This window comes from Paraburkholderia sp. BR10882, from assembly GCF_040948855.1.
In the GTDB taxonomy this organism is placed as follows: Bacteria; Pseudomonadota; Gammaproteobacteria; order Burkholderiales; family Burkholderiaceae; genus Paraburkholderia; species Paraburkholderia nodosa_A.
Window position 1 is genome coordinate 28,572 of sequence record NZ_JBFPKP010000034.1, and the last position, 21,315, is coordinate 49,886.

At 65.2% G+C, this 21,315-nt stretch carries 19 protein-coding genes and 1 pseudogene; 13 read left to right on the top strand and 7 right to left on the bottom strand.

Features of this window, described 5'->3' with window-relative positions; all coding sequences use genetic code 11:
• Nucleotides 1-6: 6 nt before the first annotated feature.
• The gene (locus tag AB3X99_RS39030) at nucleotides 7-264 is read right to left on the bottom strand and encodes a hypothetical protein (RefSeq protein ID WP_069269182.1); all 258 of its coding nucleotides are present in this window, start codon (nucleotides 262-264) and stop codon (nucleotides 7-9) included.
• A gap of 195 nt (nucleotides 265-459) precedes the next feature.
• On the opposite strand from AB3X99_RS39030, the gene AB3X99_RS39035 reads away from it, so the two are divergent.
• The 7 genes and pseudogenes from AB3X99_RS39035 (at nucleotide 460) to AB3X99_RS39065 (ending at nucleotide 6,799) form a co-directional block, all read left to right on the top strand.
• Nucleotides 460-1,206, top strand: a complete 747-nt coding sequence (locus AB3X99_RS39035; RefSeq protein ID WP_069269183.1) for a response regulator transcription factor — start codon at nucleotides 460-462, stop codon at nucleotides 1,204-1,206.
• A 27-nt stretch (nucleotides 1,207-1,233) separates the two neighbouring features.
• Nucleotides 1,234-2,499, top strand: a pseudogene (gene hemA, locus AB3X99_RS39040) (glutamyl-tRNA reductase); the annotation flags it as partial.
• Between the two features lie 228 nt (nucleotides 2,500-2,727).
• Nucleotides 2,728-3,810, top strand: a complete 1,083-nt coding sequence (prfA, locus tag AB3X99_RS39045; RefSeq protein ID WP_069269184.1) for a peptide chain release factor 1 — start codon at nucleotides 2,728-2,730, stop codon at nucleotides 3,808-3,810.
• A 13-nt stretch (nucleotides 3,811-3,823) separates the two neighbouring features.
• Nucleotides 3,824-4,666: a peptide chain release factor N(5)-glutamine methyltransferase gene (gene prmC / locus AB3X99_RS39050; RefSeq protein ID WP_368661850.1), complete on the top strand. Its 843-nt coding sequence runs from the start codon at nucleotides 3,824-3,826 to the stop codon at nucleotides 4,664-4,666.
• 111 nt (nucleotides 4,667-4,777) lie between these two features.
• A complete protein-coding gene (gene grxD, locus AB3X99_RS39055) occupies nucleotides 4,778-5,089 on the top strand; it encodes a Grx4 family monothiol glutaredoxin (RefSeq protein ID WP_028214777.1) in 312 nt (103 codons plus the stop codon).
• Nucleotides 5,090-5,227: 138 nt separating this feature from the next.
• Nucleotides 5,228-5,851: a UbiX family flavin prenyltransferase gene (locus tag AB3X99_RS39060; protein WP_256095089.1), complete on the top strand. Its 624-nt coding sequence runs from the start codon at nucleotides 5,228-5,230 to the stop codon at nucleotides 5,849-5,851.
• A 150-nt stretch (nucleotides 5,852-6,001) separates the two neighbouring features.
• Nucleotides 6,002-6,799 (top strand): class III extradiol ring-cleavage dioxygenase, encoded by a 798-nt coding sequence (locus AB3X99_RS39065; protein WP_342949865.1) that lies wholly within the window; start codon nucleotides 6,002-6,004, stop codon nucleotides 6,797-6,799.
• Nucleotides 6,800-6,906: 107 nt separating this feature from the next.
• Here the strand turns inward: AB3X99_RS39065 and AB3X99_RS39070 are convergent, their stop codons facing one another.
• On the bottom strand, nucleotides 6,907-8,502 hold the full coding sequence (locus AB3X99_RS39070; RefSeq protein ID WP_342949864.1) for an APC family permease: 1,596 nt from the start codon (nucleotides 8,500-8,502) through the stop codon (nucleotides 6,907-6,909).
• A 433-nt stretch (nucleotides 8,503-8,935) separates the two neighbouring features.
• Here AB3X99_RS39070 and AB3X99_RS39075 point away from each other — a divergent pair, with 433 nt between their 5' ends.
• Nucleotides 8,936-9,139, top strand: coding sequence for a cold-shock protein (locus AB3X99_RS39075; protein ID WP_027797379.1), 204 nt, complete (start codon nucleotides 8,936-8,938; stop codon nucleotides 9,137-9,139).
• Nucleotides 9,140-9,296: 157 nt separating this feature from the next.
• Here AB3X99_RS39075 and AB3X99_RS39080 read toward each other — a convergent pair whose 3' ends face one another.
• The 3 genes from AB3X99_RS39080 to AB3X99_RS39090 form a co-directional block, all read right to left on the bottom strand.
• The gene (locus tag AB3X99_RS39080; protein ID WP_069268277.1) at nucleotides 9,297-10,556 is read right to left on the bottom strand and encodes an Hsp70 family protein; all 1,260 of its coding nucleotides are present in this window, start codon (nucleotides 10,554-10,556) and stop codon (nucleotides 9,297-9,299) included.
• Nucleotides 10,557-10,746: 190 nt separating this feature from the next.
• Nucleotides 10,747-11,349, bottom strand: a complete 603-nt coding sequence (locus tag AB3X99_RS39085) for a nitroreductase family protein (RefSeq protein ID WP_069268276.1) — start codon at nucleotides 11,347-11,349, stop codon at nucleotides 10,747-10,749.
• Between the two features lie 157 nt (nucleotides 11,350-11,506).
• Complete coding sequence (locus tag AB3X99_RS39090; RefSeq protein ID WP_069268275.1) at nucleotides 11,507-12,790, bottom strand: MFS transporter; 1,284 nt, start codon at nucleotides 12,788-12,790, stop codon at nucleotides 11,507-11,509.
• 174 nt (nucleotides 12,791-12,964) lie between these two features.
• Here AB3X99_RS39090 and AB3X99_RS39095 point away from each other — a divergent pair, with 174 nt between their 5' ends.
• Complete coding sequence (locus AB3X99_RS39095; protein WP_368661851.1) at nucleotides 12,965-13,606, top strand: TetR/AcrR family transcriptional regulator; 642 nt, start codon at nucleotides 12,965-12,967, stop codon at nucleotides 13,604-13,606.
• A gap of 19 nt (nucleotides 13,607-13,625) precedes the next feature.
• The gene (locus AB3X99_RS39100; protein ID WP_368661852.1) at nucleotides 13,626-14,195 is read left to right on the top strand and encodes a DUF1415 domain-containing protein; all 570 of its coding nucleotides are present in this window, start codon (nucleotides 13,626-13,628) and stop codon (nucleotides 14,193-14,195) included.
• 19 nt (nucleotides 14,196-14,214) lie between these two features.
• On the opposite strand, the gene AB3X99_RS39105 is transcribed toward AB3X99_RS39100, so the two are convergent.
• Nucleotides 14,215-15,078, bottom strand: a complete 864-nt coding sequence (locus AB3X99_RS39105) for an SAM-dependent methyltransferase (RefSeq protein WP_368661853.1) — start codon at nucleotides 15,076-15,078, stop codon at nucleotides 14,215-14,217.
• Between the two features lie 377 nt (nucleotides 15,079-15,455).
• Here AB3X99_RS39105 and AB3X99_RS39110 point away from each other — a divergent pair, with 377 nt between their 5' ends.
• Entirely contained in the window at nucleotides 15,456-15,776 is a 321-nt protein-coding gene (locus tag AB3X99_RS39110) for a hypothetical protein (RefSeq protein ID WP_028206633.1), read from the top strand.
• A 123-nt stretch (nucleotides 15,777-15,899) separates the two neighbouring features.
• On the opposite strand, the gene AB3X99_RS39115 is transcribed toward AB3X99_RS39110, so the two are convergent.
• Nucleotides 15,900-17,048 (bottom strand): methyltransferase, encoded by a 1,149-nt coding sequence (locus tag AB3X99_RS39115; RefSeq protein WP_368661854.1) that lies wholly within the window; start codon nucleotides 17,046-17,048, stop codon nucleotides 15,900-15,902.
• A 244-nt stretch (nucleotides 17,049-17,292) separates the two neighbouring features.
• Between AB3X99_RS39115 and AB3X99_RS39120 the strand changes: the two genes are divergently transcribed.
• Both AB3X99_RS39120 and AB3X99_RS39125 read left to right on the top strand, forming a co-directional pair.
• Nucleotides 17,293-20,085: an N-6 DNA methylase gene (locus tag AB3X99_RS39120; RefSeq protein ID WP_368661855.1), complete on the top strand. Its 2,793-nt coding sequence runs from the start codon at nucleotides 17,293-17,295 to the stop codon at nucleotides 20,083-20,085.
• A gap of 69 nt (nucleotides 20,086-20,154) precedes the next feature.
• A complete protein-coding gene (locus tag AB3X99_RS39125; RefSeq protein WP_368661856.1) occupies nucleotides 20,155-21,105 on the top strand; it encodes a cation diffusion facilitator family transporter in 951 nt (316 codons plus the stop codon).
• Nucleotides 21,106-21,315: the final 210 nt, after the last annotated feature.

Here is a 21,315-nt window from a genome sequence, read left to right on the forward strand (position 1 = left end):
GCGCGACTAGCTGCGCCGGGCGCGCAATGCTACGCACACGCCCACGAAAACGAGCGCGAGCGCCGTGCAAAGCGGCCACTGGAGCAATTCGCCATCGTAGAAAAGGCCGGTCGCACTGCCCGCCGCGTTCGCGAGCGCCGCGCCGAGCGCGCCGGCCACAGCCGCCAGCGCGAGTCCGTGACGTGCGGCGCGGCGCAAGGGATGGAGCCACCACCCCGCACAGCCCACCGCCAGACCAAGAATAACGATACCGGGCCAGCCCATTAAGGACTTGTCCTATAGGTTTTCGGATAAGTCCGATAGGACCGCCGAAGCACGAGAGCTAGCATTTATAGCCTGATTAGACTCTATTGAAACTGGAAAACGGTCGGCTCGGCGCGTCCCGCGTAGCGGTTGAGTGTAGGGGGCGGGATTGCGCAAGGCAAGCGCGTCCGGGCCGCCCTAGCCGCACTCTCTCGTATGCGAATCGCCCTCGTCGAACCGGACACCCGTCAGGCCGAAACCCTCATCCGCCTGCTCATTGCGGGCGGGCACGCGTGCCACCACTTCCCGCTTGGCGCACAACTCTTCGAAACTCTCGAACAGGAAACCTTCGATCTGCTGATCACAGCATGGTGGTGCGGCGACGCCGGCGCAGACGACCTCATCCCCCAGGCGCGCAAGCTGCTGCCGGGTTTGCCCGCGATCGCGCTGATGCTCGCGCCGCATGAAAGCGAAATCGTCGCGAGTTTGCAGGCCGGCGCGGATGACTGCATCGCCAAGCCGGTGCGCGGCCCCGAAATGCTCGCGCGCATCGACGCGCTCCTGCGCCGCGCCGGCGTGCGCCGGCCGCGCAACCGCGCCCGCCACGGCTTTGGCGACTATCTTTTCGATTCCGGGCGCTACGAGGTGTCGTTTCGGGGTCACACCGTCACGCTCACGCCCAAGGAATACCGTTTCGCGCTGCTGCTCTTCACCAATGCATCGCGACCCGTTTCGCGGGCGCGCATTCTCGAAACCGTCTGGAATCTGAACCGCGACGTTCGGTCGCGCACGCTCGACACGCACGCCTCCCGGCTGCGCAGCAAATTGCAGCTCGGGCCCGAGCACGGCTGGCGTTTGACCACTTTGTACGGCTATGGCTACCAGCTCGAAAGGCTCCCCCTATCACCTACCGGAGTGTCGGACTCTGTCGGCGCGAATGTCGGAAGCGAGGAAAAGTTATAATATCCGCCTAAATCTCGCCCCCATGGTATGCAGCTTCTAACGATCGGAATCAATCACCACACCGCGCCCGTCGCCTTGCGCGAACGCGTGGCGTTTCCGCTCGAACAGATCAAGCCCGCACTCGCCCTGTTCAAGGAAGCGTGGTCCGGGAAGCGTTCGCTGAGCGCGCCGGAAGCCGCCATTCTCTCCACCTGCAACCGCACCGAGCTCTACTGCGCGACCGACGCGCACGGCTCGCGCGACCAGGCCGTGAGCTGGCTCTCCCAGTACCATGGCATCCGCGAAGAGGAACTTGCGCCGCACGTCTATACGCTGCCGCAGTCCGAAGCGGTACGTCATGCATTCCGGGTGGCTTCGGGGCTCGATTCGATGGTGCTGGGCGAGACGCAGATCGTCGGCCAGATGAAGACCGCGGTACGCACCGCGACCGAGGCCGGCGCGCTCGGCACCTATTTGAACCAGTTGTTCCAGCGCACCTTCGCCGTGGCGAAGGAAGTGCGCAGCACGACCGAGATCGGCGCGCAGTCGGTGTCGATGGCCGCCGCCGCCGTACGCCTCGCGCAGCGCATCTTCGACAAGATCGCCAACCAGCGCGTGCTCTTCATCGGCGCGGGCGAGATGATCGAGCTGTGCGCCGCGCACTTCGCCGCGCAGCAGCCGCGCGAACTCGTGATCGCAAACCGTACCGCCGAGCGCGGGCGCTATGTTGCGGAGCGCTTCGGCGGCCGTTCCATTCCGCTCTCCGATCTGCCAGCACGCATGCACGAGTTCGACATCATCGTCTCGTGCACGGCGTCCACGCTGCCCATCATCGGACTCGGCGCAGTGGAGCGCGCGGTGAAGGCGCGCCGTCACCGCCCTATTTTCATGGTCGACCTCGCGGTGCCCCGCGACATCGAGCCCGAAGTCGCCCAGCTCGAAGACATCTTCCTCTATACCGTCGACGATCTCGGCACGATCGTGCGCGAAGGCAATGCCTCGCGCCAGGCCGCGGTCGCGCAGGCCGAGACCATCATCGAGTCGCGCGTGGCGAACTTCATGCAGTGGCTCGACTCGCGCAGCATCGTGCCGGTCATCCGCCACATGCACACCCAGGCCGACGCGCTGCGTCGCGCCGAGCTCGAACGCGCCCGCAAGATGCTGGCGCGCGGCGACGATCCGTCGGCCGTGCTCGAAGCGCTGTCGCAGGCGCTCACCAACAAGCTGATCCACGGCCCGACACATGCGCTCAACACGTCGAGCGGCGATCAGCGCGATTCGCTCATCGAGCTGATGGGCGGCTTTTACCGCCACGGCCAGCCGGCCCGGACAGACGACGTCGCGCAGCCCGCGGCGGAGGTCGCCGCCTCGCCGCGCTCCGCCGGCTCTTCTGATTCGTCCAATTCGTCCGATTCCTCCGGTAGTTCGGACCGTTAGCGACGTTCGCGGTCGGGCGCGCGCCATGCGTGCCCTGCACGACCGGGCCGCGCGCCCGCCTCTTCTCTCTCGCAGTCCTATCCGGAGCCCGCTCCGCACCGCCCGATGAAAACGAGCATGCAATCGAAGCTCGACCAGCTGACTACGCGCCTGGCCGAGCTGAACGACCTGTTGAGCCGTCCCGACGTGACCTCGAACCGCGATCAGTACCGCAAGCTCACACGCGAGCACTCGGAACTGGGGCCCGTGGTCGAACACTACGGACAGTGGCGTCAGGCCAAAGACGACGAGGCCGCGGCGAAGGATCTGCTCTCCGACGCCTCGATGCGCGACTTCGCCGAAGAAGAGGTGAAAGCGTCGCGCGAGCGCATGGCGCAACTCCAGCACGAATTGCAGATGATGCTGCTGCCGAAGGACCCCAACGACGACCGCAACGTGTTCCTCGAAATCCGCGCGGGCACGGGCGGCGACGAGTCGGCCCTGTTCGCGGGCGACCTGCTGCGCATGTACCTGCGCTACGCGGAGCGCAACCGCTGGCAGATCGAGATGATGTCGGCGAGCGAGTCGGATCTGGGCGGCTACAAGGAAGTGATCGTGCGCATTGCGGGCGAGGCGGCGTACTCGAAGCTCAAGTTCGAGTCGGGCGGCCACCGCGTGCAACGCGTGCCCGCCACCGAAACGCAGGGCCGCATCCACACGTCGGCCTGTACGGTCGCGGTGATGCCGGAAGCCGACGAAATCGGCGAAGTCGAGATCAATCCCGCCGACCTGCGCATCGACACCTTCCGTGCCTCGGGCGCGGGCGGCCAGCACATCAACAAGACCGATTCGGCCGTGCGCGTGACGCACCTTCCGACTGGCATCGTCGTGGAGTGCCAGGACGACCGCTCGCAGCACAAGAACAAGGACCGCGCGCTCAAGGTCCTCGCGGCGCGCATCAAGGACAAGCAGTACCAGGAGCAGCACGCCAAGGAAGCGGCGACGCGCAAGAGCCTCGTAGGCTCGGGCGACCGCTCGGAGCGCATCCGCACCTACAACTTCCCGCAGGGGCGGCTCACCGATCACCGCATCAATCTCACGCTCTATCGCCTCGAAGCGATCATGGACGGCGACCTCGACGAACTGATCGGCGCGCTCGTCTCCGAGCATCAGGCAGAGCAGCTCGCGTCGCTCGGCGACGCGGATTGAGCGCGCAAGAGACATGAGCGAAGCCGTTACCGCCGAGGCGTTGCTGCGCGCCACGCCGCTGCCCGCGCTAGAAGCGCGCATTCTGCTGATGCACGTACTCGGCTGGCGCCGCACGGAACTCATCACGCGCGGCGATCAGGCGCTCGACGCGGCCCGCGTGGACGCGTACCGCGCGCTAGAAGCGCGCCGCGTGCAAGGCGAGCCGATCGCGCAGCTCGTGGGGGCGCGCGAGTTCTACGGCCTCGACTTCGACGTGACGCCCGACGTGCTGATTCCGCGCCCCGATACCGAGCTGCTCGTGGAAACGGCGCTCGCGGCGCTCGAAGGCATTGCTCTGCCGCGCGTGCTCGACCTCGGCACCGGCAGCGGCGCGATTGCCGTGGCGCTCGCCTCGTCACGCCCCGATGCGCGTGTCTGGGCCGTCGATCGTTCGGCGGCCGCGCTCGAGGTGGCGGCGCGCAACGCCGCGAAGCTACTCGACGCCCAGCGTCCCGGCGGCCCGCTCGCGTTCGTGCCGGGCAGCTGGTACGACACGCTCGATGCGGCACTGCGATTCGACGCGATCGTGAGCAATCCACCGTATATCGCGAGCGGCGATCCCCATCTGGAACGAGGCGACCTGCGCTTCGAGCCGCGCGGCGCGCTCACCGACGAGGCCGACGGCCTCACCGCCCTGCGCGCGATCGTCGCGGGCGCACCTGCCCGGCTCGCGCCGGCTGGCGTGCTCTGGATGGAGCACGGCTACGACCAGGCGGCCGCCGTTCGGGCGTTGCTGGAAGACGCCGGTTTCAAGGACGTGCGCTCCGAGCGCGATCTGGCCGGCATCGAGCGCATCAGCGGGGGCCGTCTACCGTAGCCGCCCGACCAGGCACGCTCCCGGCAACGCCGGGCTTGCACGGGCGAAATCCGCTATCATTTCATCCTGCATTCCAACGTATTCAGCATCAATTCAATCGCAAGGTCAGTCATGGACACCCAACAACGCATCAAGCAGATCGTCGACGAAAACGCCGTCGTCCTCTTCATGAAGGGCAACGCGCAGTTCCCGATGTGCGGCTTCTCCGGTCGCGCGGTGCAGATCCTGAAAGCCTGCGGCGTCGATCAGTTCAAGACCGTCAACGTGCTCGAGGACGACGAAGTCCGCCAGGGCATCAAGGAATTCTCGAACTGGCCGACCATCCCGCAACTCTACGTGAAGGGTGAGTTCATCGGCGGCTCGGACATCATGATGGAGATGTACCAGAACGGCGAGCTGCAGCAGCTTTTCGCCGCGGCGTAAGCGCCAGCCACGGGGCGGCATCGGGCGCACGACGTTGCGCCTGTTCCGTCCCGAGCGCCCGGTGTGCAACGCCGGCACTTTTTCACGAGGCGCCTTCGCCTCGAACCCGCTTCGCCTTCGCTTCGACTCCCGCCTGACGTGAATACCGCCTCCCCTGCCTCGTCCGCTATCGCACAACTGCCGCAACGCCGGCTGATCGTCGCGATCACGGGGGCCACGGGCGCGATCTACGGCGTGCGCACGCTCGACATGCTGCGACGGCTCGGCGGCGTCGAAACGCACCTGCTCGTTTCGGCGGCAGGCTGGCTCAACATCCAGCACGAACTGCAACTCAGCAAGGACGATCTGCACGCACGCGCCGATGTCGTGCATTCCGTGCGCGACGTCGGCGCGACCATCGCCTCGGGCTCGTTCGCGACCGACGGCATGATCGTCGCGCCCTGCTCGATGAAGACGCTCGCGAGCGTCGCCCACGGTCTCTCAGACAACCTGATCGCGCGCGCCGCCGACGTCACGCTGAAGGAACGCCGCCGTCTCGTGCTGCTCGTGCGCGAAACGCCGTTCAACCTCGCGCATCTGCGCAACATGACGGCCGTGACCGAAATGGGCGGCGTGATCTTCCCGCCGTTGCCGGCCTTCTACAACCAGCCGGCTTCGATCGACGAGATGATCGATCACACGGTCGCGCGCGTGCTCGATCTGTTCGCACTCGGGCCCGCGCTCTCGCCCGCCTGGCCGGGGCTGCGCGGCACCGACGAATAAGTGCCGGGCGTACATTTGCGCAGTGCGCCGATTATCAATACCGGCGACACAATCAATTCCCTTTCCCCCGGTTTAATTCGCGACGGTACGGTCTTATATTGATCGCAATACGATACTTTCGGACCGCCTTGGCGCGGTCAACCCGCGATCATGACCACCCGCACGCCTACCCTCTTCCTCTCGCACGGCGCTCCTACCCTGCCGATCGACCCGTCGCTGCCCTCTGGCGGCTTCACCGTGCTCTCGGAGCATTTGCCGCGTCCGCAGTCGGTGCTCATGCTCTCGGCCCATTGGGGCACGATGCGCCCCGTGGTCAGCACCGCCACGCAGCCTGAGACGATCCACGACTTCTACGGCTTTCCGCGCGCGCTCTACGAGATCCAGTACCCGGCGCCCGGAGCGCCCGAGATGGCGCAGCGCGCAGCGGCGCTGCTGCGCGATCAAGGCGTGCCTGTCGACGAGGAAGCGCACGGCCTCGATCATGGCGCGTGGGTGCCCATGCTGCTGATGTTCCCCGACGCGAACGTGCCCGTCGCCCAGCTTTCGATTCAGCCGCGCGCCGACGCCGCCCATCACTTCTCGCTTGGCCGTGCGCTGCGCTCGCTGCGCGACGAAGGCGTGATGGTGATCGGCTCGGGCCAGATCACCCACAACCTGCGCGAGGCGGACTTCTCGGCGCGGCCGGAAGACGCCGATCCGCGCGTAGCCGAGTTCACGCAATGGTTCGAAAATCACCTCGCCGCGCGCGACATCGACGCGTTGCTCGATTACCGCCAGCGCGCCCCGCACGCGGTGCTCATGCACCCGACCGACGAGCACCTGCTGCCCGTCTTCGCGGCGCTTGGCGCCGCCGACGACGACTACACGCTCGGCGTGCAGTCGCTTGGCACCTACCAGCGCGCGCTCGCGATGACGAACTACGTATTCGGCAGCGCCGCCGTGCAATAAGGCCGCCGCGAGCCGCCACGCCGGCTCCGCTTGCGCTCCAAAAGCAAAAAAGCCCGCCTGAATCGCTTCAGGCGGGCTTTTTGTATTGCGCGACGTTTAGATGATGCTTAGTGCGCGCCGATGCCCTCGAGGACTTCGTCGTGCTCCTGGCGTTCCGCGAGGTACGGCGAGCGATAGCCCGAATTCACGCCCCAGTAATAGAACACGAGCGAGACCAGCGCGACGACCAGCATGTCCCAGCCGTACGGAAGCAGACCGGCGCCGCCGAACTGCTTGCTGCCGACGAGCGAGAGGAGCGCCATGATCGGCAGGTACGCGCACAGCCACCATGCGGCCTTCAGATCCTGGCCCCAGCCGTCAAAACCCTGCTTGCTCTGGAAGTAGAAGTACACCGGCAGCGCGACAACCATCAGCAGAATGATTTCGCCGGTCAGCGGCCACTTCGCCCAGTACAGGATCATCGATGCGCAGACGAATGCGAACGGCGCGATCACTTTCATGAACGGCACGGAGAGCGGGCGCTCGATGTCCGTGGCGGCGCGCTTGAGCGCCATCAGGCTGATCGGACCCGTGAGGTACGAAATCACCGTCGCCACCGAGATCACCGCCGCGAGCGAACTCCAGCCGCGGAAGAAGAACATGAAGATGAACGACACGAGCAGGTTGAACCACATCGCGTTGCGCGGCACGCCGTAGAACGGGTGCACGTTGCCGAACATCTTCGGCATCGTGTTGTTGCGCTCCATCGCGTAGATCATGCGCGAGGTCGTCGCCATGTAGGTCGTACCGGTGCCGCTCGGGCTCACGAACGCGTCGACGTAGAGCAGGATCGCGAGCCAGTTCAGGTTCAGCGCGATCGCGAGTTCCGCGAACGGCGACTTGAAGTTGAACGTGTTCCAGCCCTTCGCGACGTCGGCCGGATTGACCGCGCCGATATAGGCGACCTGCAGCAGCACGTAGATCACGAGTGCGCAGAGGATCGAGCCGATCACTGCGAACGGCACGCTCTTCGCCGGATTGCGCGCTTCACCCGCGAGGTTGATCGGGCTCTGGAAGCCGTTGAACGCGAACACGATGCCGCTCGTGGCGACTGCCGTGAACACCGCCGACCAGCCGTACGGGGCGAACGAGGTCGTCTGGCCGAAGTTTTCCTGGTGGAAGCTACCCGCCATCAGGCCGATGATCGTCAGACCCGGGATGATGAACTTGAAGATCGTGATCGCGCTGTTGGCACGCGCGAACAGCTTCACGCCCCAATAGTTGAGCATGAAGTAGATGATCACGAGAATCGCGGAGAGCCCGAGCCCTGAATGCGTCAACGACCCGTCGACGAACAGCGCGTGCGCCCAGGCATAGGGCCAGGTGCTCATGTACTGGATCGAGGCTTCGGCTTCGATCGGGATCACCGAGACAATGGCGATCCAGTTCGCCCACGCGCTGATGAAGCCCACCAGTGCGCCGTGCGAGTAGCGGGCGTAGCGGACCATACCGCCCGACTCCGGGAACATCGCACCGAGTTCGGCGTAGGTGAGCGCGATGGCCAGAATGACCACGGCGCCGATGATCCAGGCGCAAACCGCCGCCGGACCTGCAATTTTCGCCGCCTTCCACGCGCCGAACAGCCAGCCCGAACCGATGATCGACCCGAGGCCGGTGAACATCAGCGCGAACGGGCCGATGTTCCGTTGAATAGAACTTTTCACGTCTTCTCCTGTTTCGAGAGCAGCTCGACACCGCGTTTATCCCGTCTGTTGTGCGGGCGGGTTTGCTGCGGTTGTCGTACCTCCGCACAAAAGATTGCGCCTGTAGGCGCAACTTCTGCGCGGCGCGTAGTTTAACCGGTTGCACCATGGAAGGGCGTCGAAAACGACGGCCTAATACAAAAAAGTCATTTGCTTATCAAGCTTTGTAAGGGTTCGTTTCGACCCTGTGGCAAAAAAATACGAACTTTCCCGGGGACCTAGTTGACCTTCCTGCCATTTAGCCGTATAAAGTTCGGGCAGGATTTCAAGCGGCGAGTGTGAATTGGTCTTTCGTAGTTCGCCCATCAACGGTACTCCGGCTGGTCCCATACCCCTTCCTTGATTTTCGTGCACCTCTCGGGCTTCGGCCTTCATTCATTTTTAGGAAAGTAATATGGAAACCGGTACCGTCAAGTGGTTCAATGACGCTAAGGGCTTTGGCTTTATCACTCCGGACGGCGGCGGCGAAGACCTGTTCGCGCACTTCTCGGAAATCAAGGTTGACGGCTTCAAGACGCTGCAAGAGAACCAAAAGGTTCAATTCGAAGTGCGCACGGGCCCGAAGGGCAAGCAAGCTGCCAACATCAAGCCGGTCTAAGTACTGCGCTCATCGGTCTGCTACGGCTTTAGGATCTGAACGCAACTTCTGCGCAGTTCCTCGCTAGCAAGCTTACCGAAAAACCCCATGCTTCTTCCGGAAGGTGGGGTTTTTTCTTGCCTGGCGCTCTAGCGCGAGGTTTAGGCGCCTGGTGCGTTTAGCCGAAAAGGCGCTGCGCGTGAATGCCGAGACCCGTCGCCACGCTGGCGAGACGATCGCCGAACACGGCCTGTGACTGCGGAAACGCCTCGGCCAGCGCCTGCGTCAGGAACGCGAGGCCGGTCGAGCCGCCCGTGAAGTAAAGCGCACTCACCTGAGCCGGCGCGACCCCCGCTGCCTGCACCGTTTCGCGCGCGGCCTGCACGATACGCCGCGTCTCCTCGCGCCCCGCCTCGACGAGTTGCGTGTCGCCGAACGCCAGACGCAAGTCTGCCTCTACAGCCTCGAGGTCGATCATCGTCTCCCCGCCCGCCGAAACGCCGATCTTCGCCTCCTCCGCGCGCGCCGTGAGCGCGTGACCCAGACGCTCGTCGACCACCCGCATCAGCCGGTCGTGATGGCGCGTATCGGTGTACAGGTGGCGCATGAGCTTCAGCTCGGTCGCGCGCCTCGGTGTGTAGATCGTGTTGATGAGATGCCACGTCGCCAGATCGAAATAGATGCGGTTCGGCACCTCGCGGCCTTCGGGGTCGAGCGACTGGTAGCCCAGTTCGCGCAGGATGGTCGCGAGTTCGACGCGGCGGTCGAAGTCGGTGCCCGCCACGTGCACGCCGTGGTGCGCGAGTACGTCGTCCTTGCGTTCGAGCCGCGTCATGCGATCGGGCCCCACGCGCACGAGCGAGAAGTCCGACGTGCCGCCGCCAATGTCGGCGACGAGCACGAGCCCTTCCTCCGCGAGACGCGACTCGTAGTCGAACGCCGCCGCGATCGGCTCGTACTGGAACTCGATCTCGCGAAAGCCCACCCGGCGCGCCGCGGCTTCGAGCTGGTCCTGGGCGAGCTGATCGGCGCGCGGGTCTTCATCGACGAAGAACACCGGACGGCCGAGCACCGCGCGCGAGATCGGCGTGCCCGAGCAACGTTCGGCGCTGCGTTTCAGGTGCTCCAGAAAGATCGTGATGATCTCGGTATAGGGCATCGCGCTGCCGTCGCCGAGGTCGGTCGTGCTCTCGGCGAGCGGCGAGCCGAGGATGCTTTTCATCGAGCGCATCAGCCGGCCGTCGAAGCCGTCGATATAGGACGCGAGCGCCGCACGGCCGAATTCGCGCGTGTGTTCGTCGACGTTGAAGAACACCGCCGTGGGCAACGTGGTGTGTGCGCCTTCCACGGGCGCGAGGCGCATTGCGCCGTCGGCCGCTGCCGGGAGCGCCACCGCCGAATTGGAGGTTCCGAAGTCAATCGCGCAGAAGCTGGTCATGGCAAGAGCGCGCCGCAGCGAATGCGCGCGCAAGAGAGGAAAGGTCGGGGGGATCGGCTTTGTAGCACGAAAGCGCCGCGCGGGGCAACCGCGGGCCCACGATGCGACCCCGCAAGAAAAAACGCGCGGGCCATGCCGCGCGTTTTCGCTAAAGCTCGCAACCCCTCATAAGCGCGGGGTTTCTCCCGGCTCAGCCCTTGAACGGCTGCTTCCAGGCGTTCGCGTAGGCGATGTCGCCCATCGCCGAGCGCGTACGTTCCGCCTTTTCACGGTCGCGCAGCACAGGCTCCAGCTTCTCGGCTTCGCCGTAGTGGCCGATCGAGATGATCGAGAGCGGCTCCACGTCGTTGGGCAGCGCGAATTCCGTGCGGAACGCCTGGACGTCGAAACCGCTCATCTGGTGCGCCGCGAGACCCAGCGCATGCGCCTGGAGCACGAGCGACATGGCTGCGGCGCCCGCATCGTATTGCGCCGTGCGGTTGACTTCGCCCTTCGCGTTGAGCGTGTGTGCCGTCACCGCAATCAGCACCGACGCCGGCGCGTTCCACTGCTGGTTGAACGGCACGAGCGTCGCGAATGCGCGCTTGAACGCGACTTCGTCGGCGCTGCGGTCGAACACGATAAAGCGCCACGGCTGCAGGTTGTAGCCGGAGGGCGCCCAGCGCGCCGCCTCGATCACCGCGTGCAGCGCCTCGCGGCTCACCGGCTCGCTCGAATAGGCGCGCGGGCTCCAGCGGCCGGCGATGAGTTCGTGAATGGGCACGGCTGTCGGTGCGGGTTTGTGCTTCGTCATGCCTTGTGTGTCCTTGGGGTGACGGGCGGCTTGCCCGGGGGTCATTAGAATAACCGCAGCGCGTGAAATCCGCTCAAACGCAACAGGCGACGCTGATGCGTCGCCTGTCGGCGTGCGCCGAAGTGCGAACCGGCGCTGTAAAGTCGTTACGGCCGCGTCAGGCCGTTTGCACGCCCACGGCGCGCGGCCCGCGGTTGATGCGCAGCACGAGGAACGACGCCACGAGGCACAGGCCGCCCGAAATCATCGACGCCACCGTATAGGTGCCGAGGCTCGAGCGCAGCAGCCCTGCGCCGAACGCCGCGAATGCCGCGCCGAGCTGATGGCCCGCCACGACCCAGCCGAACACGATCGGCGCGCGCTCCTTGCCGAACACATCGGTGGCGAGCCGCACGGTCGGCGGCACCGTCGCGATCCAGTCGAGGCCGTAGAACACCGCGAAGATCGGCAGCCCGAAGAAGTCGATGCCGAACGCGTGCGGCAAATAGATCAGCGAAAGTCCGCGCAGCCCGTAGTACCAGAACAGCAGCAAGCGGCTATTGAAACGATCCGAGAGCCAGCCCGAGAGCGTCGTGCCGAACAGGTCGAAAATACCCATCGTCGCGAGCAGCGATGCACCCTGCACTTCGGTCATGCCGTAGTCGCCGCACATGGCGATGAGGTGCGTGCCCACGTAGCCATTCGTGCTGGCGCCGCAGATGAAGAAGCTGAAGAACAGCAGCCAGAAGTCGCGCGTGCGGCTTGCCGAGAAGAGCGCGTCGAACGCGATCTTCAGCGGATTCTGATGCGGCGCGGGCGGCGCGACGGGGGTGCTCTCGTCCTCGCCGAACGGGCGCAGATTCACGCTCGCGGGCCGCTCGGGCAGCAGGAACAGCACGAGCGGCAGCACCGCGGCGGCGGCCACCGCGACCACGAGCACCACCGACTGCCAGCCGTGCTTCTCCACGATCGCCGCGAGGAGCGGCAGGAACACGAGCTGGCCCGTGGCCGAACTCGCGGTGAGGATGCCCATGGCCAGCCCGCGGTGCGAGTGGAACCAGCGCGTCACGACGGTCGCCGAGAGCGAGAGCGCCGCGACGCCGGTGGCGCCGCCCACCATCACGCCCCAGATCAGGATCATCTGCCACGGATGCGTCATCAGCGCGGAAAGCGCCACGCCCGCCGCCATGGTGCCGAGCGCCGCGAGCAGCGTGGGACGCACGCCGAAGCGCTGCATGGCCGCCGCCGCAAACGGGCCCATGAGGCCGTAGAGCGCGATGTTCACCGAGATGGCAAGCGAGATCGTAGCCCGGCTCCAGCCGAACTGATGCTCGAGCGGCACCATCATCACGCTGGGCGTCGCACGCGTGCCGGCCGCCGCCAGCAACACCAGAAACACCACCGCCACGACGAGCCATCCGTAGTGGAAACGTCCGCCTATTCGCCTCGCTGCCCAGTCCATTGGTGCTCCTGTCGCGGCGCGCCGGATTCGACATGCCGATGTTTTCGTTGGCATGACCGCTCGCCGCGACGTTCGCCATCGCTTTGATTGTTACCGATCGGTCACAAGTGTGTTGCGATAGTAGTTACCGCTCGGTAACATGTCAAGCAATCACCCTGATCGCGAGATGCCCTCATGAAACACGAAGGCCACGAGGAAACCGCTAGCGCCGCTTCCCGCACGCCCCGCCCCCGCGCGCAGACGGCTGGTGCACGCGCGCACGAGCACCTGTTGCGCGCCGCCGATGAGCTGTTCTATCGCGAAGGCGTGCGCGCGGTCGGCATCGAGGCCGTAGTCGAGCGCGCCGGCGTCAACAAGATGAGCCTGTACCGGCAGTTTTCGTCGAAGGACGATCTTGTCGTCGCCTACCTGCAGCGCTGCGACGTGCGCTTTTTCGAGCGCTTCGACGAAAGTCTCGCGAAGCATCCGGGTGAACCGGCAAAGCAGTTGGTGCAGTATTTCGAGGACCTCGCGCGCCGCGCCTCGGTGCCGGATTATCGCGGCTGTCCGTTCGTCAATGTCGCGACCGAATTTCCCGACGCCACCCACCCCGCGCGGCGCAGCGTCGACAACAACAAGACGCGGCTCATGGCGCGGCTCACCGCGCTCGCAAAGGAAGCGGGAGCCAAAGACCCGGTCGCGCTCGCCGAGGAACTCGCGCTGCTCGTCGAAGGCATCTATGCGGCAAGCCAGACTTACGGCCCCGGGTGCGGCGCGATTCTCGCTGCGCCGCGCATGGCAAAGCTGTTGATCGAGGCGGCATGTCCCGGGCGCTAGCCGCCCGTAAAATGTCACGATGAACGAAACCGCTGCTCTGTCCCCCGACCACGCTGCCATTCTCGAAGCGACCCGCCACTGGCTCACGCGCGCCGTGTTCGGGCTGAACCTCTGCCCATTTGCGAAAAGCGTGCACGTGAAGAACCAGATTCGCTACGTGATCAGCGAGGCGACTGATCTGGAAGGTGTCCTCACCGATCTCGAACGCGAGTTGCAAACGCTGGCACAGGCCGATGCCACCGAGATCGACACGACGCTCCTGATCCTGCCCCACACGCTTGCCGACTTCGCCGATTTCAATGACGCGACCTGGTTTGCCGAGCGCCTCGTGCAGCAGCTGCGGCTGGAAGGTACGCTTCAGGTCGCGAGCTTTCACCCGCAATTCCAGTTCGAGGGCGCCGAGCCCGACGACATCGAGAACTACACGAACCGCGCGCCTTACCCCATCCTGCATCTGCTGCGGGAAGCGAGCATCGAACGCGCAGTCGAGGCATTCCCCGACGCCGCCGACATCTACGAACGCAACCAGGAAACGCTGCGCAAGCTCGGCTTCGACGGTTGGCAAGAGTGGATGAGCAAGCGCGACTGACGCCGCGCTGCCCGCAGGTTCAGCCTTCGATTGCCGCTTCGGAGGCCGCCTCGCCCTCGTCGGCGAAAAAGCGCTCGCGCAGGTCCGCCAGCCCGAACGTCTCGAGAATCTCGTTGAGCCGCTCCGCCGGACGGCGCCTCGGCAAATCCTTGTACTGGGCGATGATGAGTTCGTTCTTCATCGAGTGCTCCCAGCCCACCAGTTCCGTCACGCTCACCTGATAGCCGTGCGCCTCGAGTTGCAGACAGCGCAGCACGTTGGTGATCTGGCTGCCGAATTCGCGCGTGTGCAGCGGATGGCGCCAGATCTCCGTGAGTGCCTGGCCGAGCGACTTGCCCTTGTTGCGGCGCAGTACTCCCGCCACCTCGGCCTGGCAGCACGGCACGACCACGATGTAGCGCGCGTGCTTCTTGAGTGCGAAGCGCAGGGCGTCGTCGGTGGCGGTGTCGCAGGCATGCAGCGCCGTCACGATATCGACCGTTGGCGGCAGCTGCGGCGAGGTGATCGAATCGGCGACCGACAGGTTCAGGAACGACATCCCGCCAAAGCCCAGCCGTTTGGCCAGTTCCTGCGAGTGCTGCACGAGCTCGTCGCGCGTCTCGATGCCATAAATGTGTGACCTGTCGCGCTGATCCTTGAAGAACAGGTCGTAGAGAATAAAGCCCAGATAGGACTTGCCCGCCCCGTGATCGACGAGGGTCACGTCGCGGCCATCCTGCTTGAGGTCCTTGAGCAGCGGCTCGATGAACTGGAACAGGTGATAGACCTGCTTCAGCTTGCGGCGGCTGTCCTGGTTCATCTTGCCGTCGCGCGTCAGGATGTGGAGCTCCTTGAGGAGTTCGACAGACTGGTTCGGACGGACTTCGTAAGTCTTGCTGGACATCGGCGTGATCGGATGAAAGGCGTGGGATGTCGCGAAACGTGCGACAGGCGACAGAAGGGTTGCAGTAATTCTGTCATTTTACGAAAAAAGCGAGTCCAGGCTGCCGAACCCATGAGAGCGGCCAGTGTCGTAATAGCGTCCCGGCACGCTGACCCACGTGCGGACAGCAGGGAGGGGTTGAATAGAAGAGACACGAGGATTTTTTCGTCCCCGATGCCCAAAAAAAGGACCAAAACGCAGCGCGACCGGTCGGCAACGAATCGACAGGCGCGCATTGGGAGGTCGCACCGGGAGTGCCGGTTGCGATGAATCAGGCTGGCGCAGTCCTCGCTGCGCAAAGAGCGCGCGACGCTGTGCGGCCTTGCATGGGGCATGCAATGAATACGATACCTGACGGAAACGCAGAGCAAAAATTCCAGGAACTGCTTACGAAACTCGTCACGGTTCCCGACTGGACGGAAAAGCAGCAACTGGAGCTGGAAATGGCGCGCGACATCTCGGTGGAGATGTTGCGGGTCGCGGAAAGCATGCGCGACGGCCCTTCGGATCTCGAGACCTGCCTGATTCTGCTGAAGTACGCGAAGGTGCTCGATTTCGTGATGTCGGCACTGGCGTCGCGCCGCGATATCAAGCCACAAACGCTGCGCGTGATTTTCAAGCTGGCAGGCCTCAAGGTCGACGAGGCCTATCCGGGCTGAAGCCGATGTAAATCTGACGCACACCCGGCGTGGCAGCCAGGCCGCCGACGCCGATACTCGATACCCGCACGGGCCGTTAGCGGCCCGGCCTCTTCTTTTTTGCCAACGCTTTTTCCGTCCGGCTCACTCTACGCGCACCTTGAGGCGCCACAGCGACGTCAGTTCGGCCGCGCGCGCACGATAGAGCGGATCGGTCGGATCCGACGCTTTCGGGTGCCGCGGGCGAATGTCCTCCCGGCCCACCACTTCGAGCCCCGCCTCCACGATCATCTCGATGAGCGATTCGCGCGTGCGCAACCCGAGATGCTCCGCGAAGTCGGACAAAATCAACCACCCCTCGCCACCCGTCTCGAGATGATCCTTGAGGCCGCCGAGAAAGCCGCGCAGCATGCGGCTCTCGGGATCGAACACGGCGTACTCGATGGGCGACGCGGGCCGCGCCGGCACCCATGGCGGATTGCAGACGATGAGCGGCGCGCGCCCCGGCGGGAACAGATCCGCCTCGACGACCTCGACCTGCGCGGCGTAGCCGAGGCGGTCAAGGTTCTCGTTCGCGCAAGCCAGCGCGCGGGCATCCTGATCAGTCGCGACCACGTTCTTCACGCCGCGCGAGGCGAGCACGGCGGCGAGCACGCCCGTGCCCGTGCCGATGTCGAAGGCCTTTTCGAGCGACGGCAGCGCCGTGCGCGCGACGAGATCGACGTATTCGCCGCGCACCGGCGAGAACACACCGTAGTACGGATGAATGCGCGCGCCGTTCAGCGCCGCGATCTCGACACCCTTCTTGCGCCATTCGTGGGCGCCGACCAGACCCAGAATTTCGCGCAGCGACGCCGCGGAAGCTTCGCCATCGGCCGCGCCCCACGCCTCTTCGCACGCGAGCCGGACGTCGGGTGCGCGGCGCAGGTTGATGCTGTAGTCGCCTTCGAGCGGAATCAGCACCATGCCGAGCGTGCGGGCACGCTGCGCCTGCGCCTGGCGATGCAGATGAAACGCTTCGAGCGGTGAAGCCGGCGCCTTGGGCGGCGCAGCCTTGCGGGGTTTGCGCTCCCCACGGCGCGCCATGGCCTGCAGCAGCCGACGCGCGTTCTGATAGTCGCCGCGCCACAGGAGGGCGGTGCCTTCGCAGGCAAGGCGGTACGCAGCGTCCGCAGTCGTGCGATCGTCGGCGATGACCACGCGTTTGGGCGCCGGCACGCCAGCCTCGGAGCGCCAGCGCACCGTGCGCGGGCCTTCGGTGTCGGGCCAGGTAAGAGTGGGATGTTCGGTCATAGTCGGATATTCGGTGCGGCGGGCCAGTTCGTCGATTCGTACCTGGCCCGCGGGTTGGCGCCGCGGGGCGCCATCATATAGCAGAGCGACGCGGCGCGTTCCGCCACGTCGCCTTCGCAACGATGATCGCTCAGACGGGCGGGCGCGTCGACCAGGCCAGACGACGTAGGACGAAACGCGCCCGCCCGGCAGTAAAATGGGCGCCGACCGCGCCCCGTCAGGCCAGGCCCACCCGCACGAGACCATGCCAGCAACCACCCAGCAGACACGCCGCGCGCGCAAACCGCGCACGCGCCGCGCCAGCGCCGGTGCTGGGCTCGACGAAGGCTTTTACGCCGAACTGCTACATATCGTCGGGTTGCGGGAGAGCGTTTCCGGCATGAGGCGCACCGTCGCGCGACCCGCGCCGCACGAGCGTTTGCCCGGCGCGCTGATCGAACTCGCGCTGTCGCGCCTCGCCGCCTGCGACGGAGAGAGCCCAGGCGAGGGGCCGAAGGCCGACCATTTCGAACTCGCGCTCCGGCTTTGCATCGCCTGGATCAGCCGCCTCGTTTTTCTCAAGGTGCTCGAAACGCGTCTGCTGACGCTCCATGGCGACGATGCGGCCTACGCGTTCCTGAACGCCCAACGCATCCGCTCGTTCAGCGATCTCGACGCGCTGTGCGACACCGTCCTCGGCGCCGGTGACGACACGCCGCCAGCCCGCTTCGCTCACCTTCCCCGCTTCGACGGTTCGCGGTTCGCGCCGCAAGACCTGGGCCGTAGCCTGCTCGGCATGAGCACGCTCGATGATCGCGCCACGCTGCCGCCGTACGAGGCGACCGTGCTCCCCGATGCGAGCGGCGAGCGGCACACGCTTGCCTATCTGCTCGATTTTCTCGCCACCTTCGACTTCTCCGCCGGTCTGGTGGCGCGAGAGCCAACCGTGGCGAACAGGCGTTGCCTCGATGCCTCCTCGCTCGGGCTCGTCTTCGAAAAGCTCAACGGATACCGCGACGGCGCCTGGTACACGCCCGGCAGCGTCGCGATGCAACTCGCCCGTCCCGCCATCATGCATGCGGCGCTCAATCGGCTGAATCGCGCCAAAGGCTGGCACTGCACGAACATCGATCAGCTATCCGAACTGATCGGTGACTCAAGCGGCACATCGATCGGAAGCCGCGACGAGGCGCGCGCGATTCTGGACTCGCTGCGCATCTGCGATCCCGCCGTGGGCTCGGGGCATCTGCTCGTTTCAGCGCTCAACGAGTTGCTGGCGCTGAAAGTGCGCCTCGGCTTGCTGAACGCGCAGGACCGCGAAGCACTCAGCGCTTGCCGCATCGACGTCACCGCGGACCGGCTTTGCGTGACGCATGCGAACGGCGAACCGCTCACCCGCGAGCGCGATGGCACGACCATCCGCAAGATCGAAGCCGCGCTCTTCAGTGTCAAGCGGGACATCGTCGAGCACTCGCTTTTCGGTGTGGATATCAACCCGGATTCGGTCGGAATGGCGCGCCTGCGGCTGTGGATCGAACTGCTCGAACACGCCGATTTCACCACTTCTCTGCCGAACCTCGAGACCAACCTCAAAGCAGGCAATGCGACGCTCAGCCGTTTCGACTTCGATACGCCGCTGCGCGGCTACGCTGAGCCAGTGGCGAACTATCGTGCCAGCGCGGCTAGACTGCGGGCGACGGCTACAGCCGCGGCGAGGCACGCCGAAATCGCCCGATGCGCGCAACTGCGCGAAGCGTTGCGCAACGCCCTCGCGAACCACCAGGCCGACACGCCCCCCGAAAACGCCGCGGCGTTCGAATGGCGCATCGAATTCGCCGACCTCCTCACCGACGAAGGCGACTTCGAGCGCTTCGACGCCGTCATAGCGAATCCGCCCTATATCGACTCCGAGCGCATGATCAATCAGGGCCAGCGCGCGCTGCGCGAGCGGCTGGCGCAGCGCTGGCCGAGCGCGCGGGGCAACTGGGACCTCTACATCGTGTTCATCGAGCTCGGCCTCGCGCTCCTGAGGCCAGGCGGCGCGATGGCGTATCTCACGCCCGACAAGTGGCTCTCGAAGCCCTTCGGCAATGCGTTGCGCGCACGGCATCTGGACAAGATCGAACGCATCGTCAGGCTCGGCCGCGACGTATTCGAGCAGGCGCGTGTGGATTCGATCATCACGCTCTTTCGCGAGTCGGGCACGCCTGCCATCGCGACCGCGCGCATCGACCGCGAGACGCTCACCGAGCTTGCGCAAACCGACAAACGCTCGCTCGAGGCGCCATGGCCGCTCGACGCATTGCTCTCGCCGCACGCCGCGTTCGTGCAGCGGTTCGCCGGTGCGCACCCCACACTCGGTTCGCTGCTGCCCTGCGAGAACGCCTGTGCGACGTCGGACGCCTACCGGCTCGCGCCCTTCGTCGAAGCGGCCGACGGCCGATTCCAGCCGGACCAACACTACCGCGTGGTGAACACCGGCACGCTCGGGCGCTACGTCTCGCGCTGGGGCAGCAAGCCGATGACCTATCTCGGGCGACGCTACGAGGCACCCGTGGTCGAGCGCGAGCGCTTCGCGTCGACGTTCGGGAACGGCTACGGCGCGAAAGCCAACGCGAAAAAGGTGATCGTGAAAGGCCTCACACGGCTCGATGCGACGCTCGATCTCGCAGGCGACACGATCCCCGGCAAGACCACACTGATCCTGCGCTCGGACGACGAGAGCCTGCTGAAGTTCGCGGCGGCGTTGCTCAACTGCCCGCTCTCGGTGTTCCTGATCCGCGCGAAGTACGGCGCGTCGAGCTACAACGGCGGCGTGGCGTTCACGACATCGATGATCGACGCCTTGCCCGTGCCGGGCGGCGCTTCGGTGCGCAGCGAAGTCGCCGACTGCGTGACCCGCTTGCTGCGCGCCGGGCAGTCCGCATGCGACGCCGCTGAAGCGGACGGCATCGCGCGCGAGATCGATCGACGCCTCTATGCGGCATTCGGCCTGTCGCCACAGGAGATCGACCTCGTGGAAGGCCGCGCCGACTCGATGGCGCGCGAAGCAAGCTGACCGCGCAACGCCGAGACGGCGTCCCGGCGAGTCGGCTAGTCTTGCTCATCCTCGCGCAGGGCAGACATCATGGAACGGCTTCGCTTCTTCAGTGCTTCCGACGAGAGCAGCGTGCTGACGCTATCGATCGCCACAACGTTGGTGATCGCCCTCATCGGCATTCTGTTCGGCCTGATCTCCGGCTCGTTTTCGATTGTGTTCGACGGAGTCTATTCGCTCGTCGACGCGAGCATGAGCGCGCTCGCACTCGCCGTCGTGCGACTGATCACTTCCTACGCGGTCAACGTCGACCTGCCGCGCAAATGGCGCGAGCGCTTCACCATGGGCTTCTGGCATCTCGAACCCATGGTGCTCGGGCTCAACAGCACGCTGCTCGTGGGCGTGGCCGTCTACGCGCTGATCAACGGCATCACCAACCTGCTCTCCGGCGGCCACGAACTGCACTTCGGTCCCGCACTCGTCTACGCCGTCCTCACCGTGAGTGCCTGCGCGGCGATGGCGGTATTCGAATCGCGCGCGAACCGCCGGATCCACTCGGATTTCGTGCGCCTCGATATCAAGTCATGGATCATGTCCGCGGGCATTACGGCGGCGCTGCTGGTCGCCTTCAGCGTCGGCTATGCGATTCAAGGAACGGCATGGGAGCGCTTCACCCCCTATGTCGACCCGGCGGCGCTCGTGGTGGTGTGCGTGGTGATCATCCCGATTCCTCTCGCGGAGATCCGCCAGGCCCTGCTGGACGTGCTGCTCGTGGCGCCCCCGGATCTCAAGCAGCATGTCGATGCCGTCGCGAAACGCTTCGTCGAGCGCTACGCCTTCGAGTATTACCGGGCTTATGTCGCGAAAGTGGGCCGCTCCCGCGAGATCGAGCTGTATTTCGTCGTGCCGCCCGACATGCCGGCCAAGCGCATCGCCGAATGGGACGCGATCCGAGACGAAATCGGCCGGGCCATCGGCGGCGACGAGTCGCACCGCTGGCTCACGATCATGTTCACGAGCGATCCGCAATGGGCGGAGTGAGGAATCTGGTGCGGGCGGGTGCAAAAAGCACAAAGGGTCACGTGAATTTCACGTAACCCTTTGTCTTGACGCATTGCTTCGAATATGGTGCCGGCTGCAGGACTCGAACCCGCCACCTGATGATTACAAATCTCTCGAAATTTTCAAATATTACAATCACTTAGCGCATTTCGTTGTTTCCAAAACCCCCGGTTGCGTTGACTTTCCGGC

What these genes read in the sequence shown, in the direction of transcription:
- AB3X99_RS39100 (WP_368661852.1), top strand. Translation starts at nt 13,626, where the DNA reads ATGAACGAAACCGCTGCTCTGTCCCCCGACCACGCTGCCATTCTCGAA.
- prfA (WP_069269184.1), top strand. Translation starts at nt 2,728, where the DNA reads ATGAAAACGAGCATGCAATCGAAGCTCGACCAGCTGACTACGCGCCTG.
- grxD (WP_028214777.1), top strand. Translation starts at nt 4,778, where the DNA reads ATGGACACCCAACAACGCATCAAGCAGATCGTCGACGAAAACGCCGTC.
- AB3X99_RS39120 (WP_368661855.1), top strand. Translation starts at nt 17,293, where the DNA reads ATGCCAGCAACCACCCAGCAGACACGCCGCGCGCGCAAACCGCGCACG.
- AB3X99_RS39110 (WP_028206633.1), top strand. Translation starts at nt 15,456, where the DNA reads ATGAATACGATACCTGACGGAAACGCAGAGCAAAAATTCCAGGAACTG.
- AB3X99_RS39105 (WP_368661853.1), bottom strand. Translation starts at nt 15,078, where the DNA reads ATGTCCAGCAAGACTTACGAAGTCCGTCCGAACCAGTCTGTCGAACTC.
- AB3X99_RS39065 (WP_342949865.1), top strand. Translation starts at nt 6,002, where the DNA reads ATGACCACCCGCACGCCTACCCTCTTCCTCTCGCACGGCGCTCCTACC.
- AB3X99_RS39030 (WP_069269182.1), bottom strand. Translation starts at nt 264, where the DNA reads ATGGGCTGGCCCGGTATCGTTATTCTTGGTCTGGCGGTGGGCTGTGCG.
- AB3X99_RS39090 (WP_069268275.1), bottom strand. Translation starts at nt 12,790, where the DNA reads ATGGACTGGGCAGCGAGGCGAATAGGCGGACGTTTCCACTACGGATGG.
- AB3X99_RS39115 (WP_368661854.1), bottom strand. Translation starts at nt 17,048, where the DNA reads ATGACCGAACATCCCACTCTTACCTGGCCCGACACCGAAGGCCCGCGC.
- AB3X99_RS39075 (WP_027797379.1), top strand. Translation starts at nt 8,936, where the DNA reads ATGGAAACCGGTACCGTCAAGTGGTTCAATGACGCTAAGGGCTTTGGC.
- prmC (WP_368661850.1), top strand. Translation starts at nt 3,824, where the DNA reads ATGAGCGAAGCCGTTACCGCCGAGGCGTTGCTGCGCGCCACGCCGCTG.
- AB3X99_RS39085 (WP_069268276.1), bottom strand. Translation starts at nt 11,349, where the DNA reads ATGACGAAGCACAAACCCGCACCGACAGCCGTGCCCATTCACGAACTC.
- AB3X99_RS39035 (WP_069269183.1), top strand. Translation starts at nt 460, where the DNA reads ATGCGAATCGCCCTCGTCGAACCGGACACCCGTCAGGCCGAAACCCTC.
- AB3X99_RS39080 (WP_069268277.1), bottom strand. Translation starts at nt 10,556, where the DNA reads ATGACCAGCTTCTGCGCGATTGACTTCGGAACCTCCAATTCGGCGGTG.
- AB3X99_RS39095 (WP_368661851.1), top strand. Translation starts at nt 12,965, where the DNA reads ATGAAACACGAAGGCCACGAGGAAACCGCTAGCGCCGCTTCCCGCACG.
- AB3X99_RS39125 (WP_368661856.1), top strand. Translation starts at nt 20,155, where the DNA reads ATGGAACGGCTTCGCTTCTTCAGTGCTTCCGACGAGAGCAGCGTGCTG.